The sequence below is a fragment of the Ruminococcus sp. genome, assembly GCF_016287535.1.
Taxonomy (GTDB): Bacteria; Bacillota; Clostridia; order Oscillospirales; family Ruminococcaceae; genus Ruminococcus.
The window spans coordinates 21814-29052 of record NZ_JAEFAJ010000039.1 but is presented as its reverse complement, the minus strand read 5'-3'; the positions used below and the strand labels follow the sequence as shown (position 1 = coordinate 29052).

Annotated in this window: 6 protein-coding genes; 4 read left to right on the top strand and 2 right to left on the bottom strand. The window is 49.1% G+C overall.

Translation table 11 applies throughout. From position 1 onward, the window contains the following. Positions 1-152 precede the first annotated feature (152 nt). Both QZZ36_RS12135 and QZZ36_RS12130 read right to left on the bottom strand, forming a co-directional pair. The gene (locus QZZ36_RS12135) at positions 153-1439 is read right to left on the bottom strand and encodes a galactokinase family protein (RefSeq protein ID WP_295081885.1); all 1287 of its coding nucleotides are present in this window, start codon (positions 1437-1439) and stop codon (positions 153-155) included. 22 nt (positions 1440-1461) lie between these two features. Further along, positions 1462-2193 (bottom strand): MBL fold metallo-hydrolase, encoded by a 732-nt coding sequence (locus tag QZZ36_RS12130; RefSeq protein WP_295081881.1) that lies wholly within the window; start codon positions 2191-2193, stop codon positions 1462-1464. A 196-nt stretch (positions 2194-2389) separates the two neighbouring features. On the opposite strand from QZZ36_RS12130, the gene QZZ36_RS12125 reads away from it, so the two are divergent. The 4 genes from QZZ36_RS12125 (at position 2390) to argS (ending at position 7048) form a co-directional block, all read left to right on the top strand. Then, positions 2390-3409 carry a glycoside hydrolase family 130 protein gene (locus QZZ36_RS12125; protein WP_295081879.1) on the top strand — a complete coding sequence of 340 codons (1020 nt, stop codon included), beginning with the start codon at positions 2390-2392 and terminating at the stop codon, positions 3407-3409. 312 nt (positions 3410-3721) lie between these two features. Beyond that, the gene (locus QZZ36_RS12120) at positions 3722-4795 is read left to right on the top strand and encodes a D-alanine--D-alanine ligase family protein (protein ID WP_295081875.1); all 1074 of its coding nucleotides are present in this window, start codon (positions 3722-3724) and stop codon (positions 4793-4795) included. Positions 4796-4830: 35 nt separating this feature from the next. Beyond that, the gene (locus QZZ36_RS12115; RefSeq protein ID WP_295081873.1) at positions 4831-5253 is read left to right on the top strand and encodes a DUF1934 domain-containing protein; all 423 of its coding nucleotides are present in this window, start codon (positions 4831-4833) and stop codon (positions 5251-5253) included. A 25-nt stretch (positions 5254-5278) separates the two neighbouring features. Continuing rightward, positions 5279-7048 (top strand): arginine--tRNA ligase, encoded by a 1770-nt coding sequence (gene argS, locus QZZ36_RS12110; protein ID WP_295081871.1) that lies wholly within the window; start codon positions 5279-5281, stop codon positions 7046-7048. The last annotated feature ends 191 nt before the right edge of the window (positions 7049-7239 follow it).

Sequence of the window (7239 nt, the reverse complement as noted above, 5' to 3'; positions counted from 1 at the left end):
TAGTGGAGAATTGAGAGTGGAGAGTTAAGAGTTAATGAGTTCGCTGCGCTCATATTATTTAAATTTTATCGCCGCAGGCGATACACCACAACTGTCAACTCTCAATTCTCAACTCTAAACTAAATCATAATTTTGCTCCGCAAAATTATGATTTATATTTTCAATTCATATCCGCCGACAGGTCTGACTGTCAGGACATAACAGCAGCCCTGACCAAAAACGCGCTCCATCTCCGCGGCGTAATCCGCAGTCAGATAGCCCGGCACAAACGCCTGCACCGTGCCGGCAAAGCCGCCGCCGTGAACGCGCACAGCACCGTTCCCTCCGAGGAAACGCTTACTGAGCATTATCGCAAGAGGTATCTGCTGCTCCTTTGGTTCTGCACTTGAATAAAGATTCTGCAAAAGCTCCGCTGAGGAAGTCCCCGACTCGTTCACCAGCCCGAAGAAGCGCTCGGTGTCTCCGTCAGCAAGAGCCTCTGCTTCCTCAATGGCTCTTCTGTTCTCACCGAAGAAATGCGCGGCACGGAGCAGTTCCCTGTCGGAGCAGTTTTCCCGAAGCTCAGGCAGCCTTTTATAGAACTCCTCCTCGTCAGCTTCACGCAGGAACTCACAGCCGAGAGCCTCCGCCACGTGCTTCATCTCGGAGAATACCGCGCTGTACTCGCCGGAAAGCTTCTCGTGACTGCCCCCTGTATCGGTTATGCATACCGCGTATCCCGATCTGTCAAAGTCAAAATTCACATTCCTTATATCAGGTGAAGCCGTATCCGCAAAGTCCACAGCGACAAAACCGCCTGATGCCGAAACGAGCTGATCCATAAGTCCGCTTGCCTTTCCGAAGTAAACATTCTCCGCATACTGCCCTATAGCCGCAATGTCGGAAGCGCTTATACCTCCGCCATTGAAGCCCTCATTTATGACGGTACCCACAAGCACCTCAAAAGCCGCAGATGACGAAAGGCCGCTCCCGCTGAGCACATCGGAGGTCATATAGGCGTCAAAGCCACCTGTTTTCACGCCTTTTTCAGCAAACTTTGCCGCGATCCCGCGGATAAGGGCAGCCGTTGTTCCCTTTTCGGCTTTTCTCATTTCAAGACTTTTCAGTTTTACCTCTACAGACTCATATCCCTCCGACTTCACACGAATGATACCCTGCTTATGGAAGGAAACTATGGCGATGATATCAAGGCTCACCGCCGCGGCAAGCACACAGCCATGCTGATGATCGGTATGGTTACCGCCTATCTCGGTACGTCCCGGAGCTGAAAAAATACGTATATCCCCACTCTCCGGATAGAGCCTCGAAAAGTTCTCGGCAGCGCTGAGATAACGGGCTCTTGCTCTCAGAACAGCCTTTTCCGACGAACCGTAAAGCATACGGAACTGCTCGTCAAAACTCCCGGAGGATATACCGTTTATAAATTCGGAAAGGTTCATAAAATACAACTCCTTTAAGCTATCATTTAAGCTGATGTCTGTGCATAAGCAGATATTTTCTTATTACCGCACGGGCTTCCGACATTTTTACAGGGAGCCCGTGACCGGTGGCGAGCCATTCCGGCGAAAGCTCCAGTATACGCTCCAGAGAGCAAACCATAGCCGCCGGAGAGGCAGCATGAGGCGTGATATCAGGTTTGCCCCACATCGCGGTAAAAGCGTCGCCGCAGTATAGCACTCCCTCCGATAGCACTCCCACAGAACCGAGGGTATGTCCCGGCAGCGGAACAGTTTCCGCGTCAAAGCCGTATTCATGCAGTATATTCCTGTCACTGCCGAGCAGTATATCCGGAGTATAGGGCGCAGACCTGAACAGCCTCATTCTTCCGCAGACATTCTGCTGTATATTCCTCACACGATACCTCGGAGAAGTAGCCTTTACCGGCTGCCTCTCAAAATGTCCCACCAGCTCTCTGTCACGTCCGCTTAGGAATATCTCCGCATTCAGTTCCTTCCGCAGCCTTGCCGCGTTTCCGTCATGGTCGGTATGAGCGTGAGTAAGCAGGATATACCGTATATCATAATGACTTATGTACTCCCTCAGGCTTTTATACACGAGGGATATCCCTGTATCAATGAGCATATCGCCCTTTTTTCCTCTGAGCACGTAGCAGGTCATGGACGATCCCCCTATCGAAGCGCAGAGATAATTTATACTGCCGCAGCTGTGCTCTTTTTCGGTAATACACTTCACAGGCTCACCTCCGTTTTTATTCTATTATACACCGCTTTATTAAAAGATTCAATAATTTTGTGTTAATTATTTGGGATATACTTACATGAGTAAGAAATTCTACATTTTTAATTAAATTTATGCTTGACTTTTTAAGAAAGCCGTGCTATAATTTAAGCGTGATATAAAGTAAGACTTAATTAAAGGAGTTTTTCTTATGTCGGATATTAAAATACTTGGTGAAGATCTGAAAAATATCCCGTGGGAGGATAAGCCTGCCGGCTGTACTGCTCCCGTTTGGAGATATTCTCAGAACCCGATCATAAAAAGGAACCCGCTCCCTGATGTTGCAAGGATATTCAACAGCGCAGTAATACCTTATAACGGCAGCTTCATAGGAGTATTCCGCGGCGAACAGAAAAACGGGATACCGCATATTTACCTTGGCAGGAGCAGCAATGCTCTTGACTGGGAGTTTGACCCGGAAAAGATACAGTTCACCGACAGGAACGGCAACCCCTTTATGCCCCCATACGCTTATGATCCGCGGCTCGTAAAGGTTGACGGAATATACTATATCATGTGGTGTCAGGACGCTTTCGGTCCTGCTATCGGCATTGCAGAGACCACAGATTTCAGGACGTTCACACGTCTTGAGAACCCCTTCCTTCCCTACAACCGCAATGCCGTCCTCTTTCCGAGGAAAATAAACGGTAACTATGTTATGCTCTCCCGCCCCTGCGACGACGGACATACCGCATTCGGAGACATATTCCTTTCGGAAAGTCCCGATATGAAATTCTGGGGACGTCACCGCCATGTAATGGGACGTTCCGGGAACTGGTGGGAAAGCCTGAAGACAGGAGGCGGAGCTGCACCGATCGAAACCGACAAGGGCTGGCTGATATTCTACCACGGCGTGGTGAATACCTGCAACGGCTACGTGTACAGTATAGGAGCAGCGATACTTGATACAGATGAACCCTCAAAGGTACTGCACCGCTGCGAGAACTATATCCTCACTCCTGAGGAATGGTATGAGGAACGCGGATTTGTACCCAACGTGTGCTTCCCCTGCGCCGCTCTTACAGACGCCGGCACAGGCAGGATAGCTATATACTACGGCTGTGCCGACAGCTATGTGAGCGTTGCGTTCACAACTGTGCAGGAGATATACGACTATATCCTCGCTCACGACAGGCTCCAGCCGGGAGACGACGCTTCAGGCGTCAGATAAATCACGACATCTTCTTAATACTCATTTTCACCCTCAAAAAGGACTGCATAAGCAGTCCTTTTTGCATTTTACTTCGTCATTTTTACTAAGGGGTATTCCGTCAAATTGATGAAGAGGCATAATTTTTGTTGTGATTATGCACAATTTTAACAGTTGAAAATTGTCTGTCATACGCTATACTTGCGAAAATCACCGTTTTATTCTTCATTTTACCAAAAAATACTTGCAGTTTTTTGTGGAATATGATAAAATATAGTGATGCTTGAAAATGACAATAAAAAAATACATGATACTATATAAAAGGAGAAACTTATGGCAAGGATAAAAGCTGCCGTGATTTTCGGCGGTACTGCGCGGGAACACGCACTCTCACTGGCTTCCGCAGCAGAAGTGATCCGGAGTATCCCCAAGGATAAATATGAAGTGATATGCATCGGAATAACCCGTAAAGGACGCTGGCTGTATTTCCCAGGAGATGTGGAAGACATAGCCGACGGTACATGGGAACAGGATACGGACTGCGCTTCCGCTTTCATATCCCCCGACCCGCTTTACCGCGGAATCATCACTATCGAAAACGGAGAAACTACTATCAGAAGAGTTGATGTGGTATTCCCGATACTCATGGGAAAGAAAAGCGGCGACGGAACCGTTCAGGGACTTCTCGACCTGTCAGGTATACCATATGTTGGCAGCGGAGTGCTTGCTTCCGCCTCATGCATGGACAAATCCCACACCCACATGGTAATGGACGATTACAATATAAAAACTGCCGGCTGGCGCCTTATCACCCAGCGTGAGATCAACGATCTTGACGCTAAATGCAGTGCTATCGCATCGGAAATGGGATTCCCACTTGTGGTAAAGCCTGCCAACAGCGGCAGCAATGCCGGAACGAGCATAGCTCACGACGGTGAAGAGCTGCTTGCAGCTGTAAAACTGGCATTCTCCAGCGACAATAAGGTAGTGGTCGAGAAATACATAAGAGCCCGTAAGCTCGAAGCGGCTGTACTCGGCTATGATATGCCGGTCTGTTCGCCCGTCGGCGAGATAAAGCCATCCGACAGGACATATGACCCCACAGATTTCAACGTAAGCACCGGCGATGACCTTATAGTTCCCGCCGATATTCCCAAAGAGACACAGAAAAAGGTACAGGAGACCGCGATAGCCGCCTTCAAGGCGCTCGGCTGCCGAGGACTCGCAAGAGCGGACTTCTTCCTCACAGATGACGGAGAGCTTCTGCTCAACAAGATAGGCACTATGCCCGGACTCAGGAAAAACAGTGTATTCTGCCGCCTTATGAAAGAGTTTGATTACTCCCATGAGGAGCTTATAGTCGAGCTGCTGGAACAGGCTGTGGACAACGCGGACAGAAATTACTGATAAACAAGGATAAATATGGATATAAGGAGACTGCTTTGGAAAACAATGTTTTGATATCTCTTACGAGTATTCAATGGCAGGACAATGAAAAAAGCGAGACCGAGCTTCTGACCAAAGCCCACTTCACCCGCAGCGACGGCTGGGATATAATCTCCTACGAGGACACCTCCGCCACAGGCTTTGAAGGCTCAGTCACCACCATAAAGGTGGACGACAGCAGAAACGCTTCCATCACCCGCGAGGGTACGGCAAATTCCGTCCTTTCACTGGAGATAGGAAGAAAGCACTTCTGCCAGTACGGCACTCCCTACGGTAATCTGCAGATAGGCGTATACACTCACGCTATAGAGAACACTATCGCAGAAAACGGCAGGCTCTACCTGAAATATACTCTTGATCTGAATTCCTCGTATCTTTCAGATAACGAGATAATAATGACAGTACAGGCTCAGAACTGAGCCCTCAGAAGAAAGGATAATTTTAATGTCAGATCTCATCAATTCCGCGTCGCTCCGGCTCCGTGAGATAATCATGGACGCTCTCGGAGTGCTCGTCGCAGAGGAAGCGATCCCCGCTGTTCCCCTGCCGAACTTCAACATCGAGATACCTGCGGACAAGTCTCACGGCGACTTCGCCGCAAACACCGCAATGGTCTGTGCAAAGGCGCTGAAAATGCCGCCGAGAAAGATAGCCGAGCTGATATGCGAAAAGCTCTTCCTCGAAGGCACCATATTTGAAAGAGCCGAAGTCGCAGGTCCCGGATTCCTGAATTTCTTCCTCAGCAGGAAGTGGTTCTCCGACGTAGTAAAGAACGTCCTCGACGAAGGCGGGAACTACGGCAAGACCGAGCTGGGCAGGGGCAAAAGAGTCCTTGTTGAGTTCGTCTCGGCAAATCCCACAGGTCCTATGCATATAGGAAACGCAAGAGGAGGAGCTATCGGCGACTGCCTCGCAAGCGTACTCCAGTGGGCGGGCTATCACGCAGAGCGAGAGTTCTACGTAAACGACGCCGGAAACCAGATTGAGAAGTTCGGCAAGTCCCTTGAGCTCAGATATTTACAGATCTGCTCGTCAAAGGGACAGGAGCTTGTAACACAGTACAAGAACGATAACGAGAAGCTCTGCTCCGTGATCTATGAGGGCAGCGGCGAAGGCGGAGATTTCGAAATGCCTGAGGACGTTTACCTCGGCACCGATATCATCGAGCACGCAAAGAACTTCTACGATATCCACGGCAGCTCCCTTGAAAGCGTATCCGAAGAGGAGCGCCGCAAGGCTCTTGTTGATTACGCACTTCCTATTAATATAGCAGGTCTTGAACGCGACCTGAAAAAGTACCGTATCGTTTACGACAACTGGTTCCGTGAAAGCACGGTACACGCAAAGAACGAGACAAAGCTTGTAGTAGACAAGCTCATTGAAGCCGGAAAGGCTTACGAGCAGGACGGGGCTATATGGTTCAGAGCTACGGAATACGGTCTTGACAAGGACTTCGTATTAAAGAGAAGCAACGGTCTGTATACTTATATAGTACCGGATATCGCCTACCACTATGACAAGCTCGTCACCCGTAACTTTGACAAGGCGATAAACGTCCTCGGCGCAGACCACCACGGCTACGTTCCGAGGCTTAAAGCCGCACTCAACGCACTTGGCGTTGACGAGACAAAGCTTGACGTAGTCCTCATGCAGATGGTAAGACTTGTCCGCAACGGCGAGACCGTAAAGCTCTCAAAGAGGAGCGGCAAGGCTATCACACTGGTAACTCTCCTCGACGAGATACCGATAGACGCAGCCCGTTTCTACTTCAATCTCCGTGAGGCAAATTCACAGTTCGAGTTCGACCTTGACCTTGCAGTTGAGAAATCCTCGCAGAACCCCGTGTTCTACGTTCAGTATGCTCACGCAAGAATATGCAGTATGCTCAGGACGCTCTCCGAGGAGGGTACTGAGATACCGGCGTCAGCCGATTTCGACCTCCTCTCAGACCCGCGTGAGATAGAGCTCATCCGTCATCTCGCTTCACTTCCGGGCGAGATTGATGCAGCGGCAAAGGCCTACGATCCCGCAAAGATAACCAAGTACGCCATAGACCTGGCTACTCTTTTCCACCGCTTCTACGACGCCTGCAGCGTAAAGAACGCAGAAACAAAGGAGCTTATGAACGCTCGTATCCTCCTCTGCGTTGCAGTACGCCAGACACTCAGGAATACTCTTGAGATACTGAATATCGACCGTCCCGAAAAAATGTAAAAATTACAATTCGGTTACAGCAATTTCATTATCCCTGTTGATTTTGAACAAAAATCAACACATTTGTAAGTAACGTTTGTGAGCCTTCAGACGAAAGTTAACAGTTTGTTAACAAATCAAGAGCAAAAATGTGTTACAATTTGTAATATGTTAAGGAGATATTTTCTCCTTCTCACACTCTGAAGGTCCGC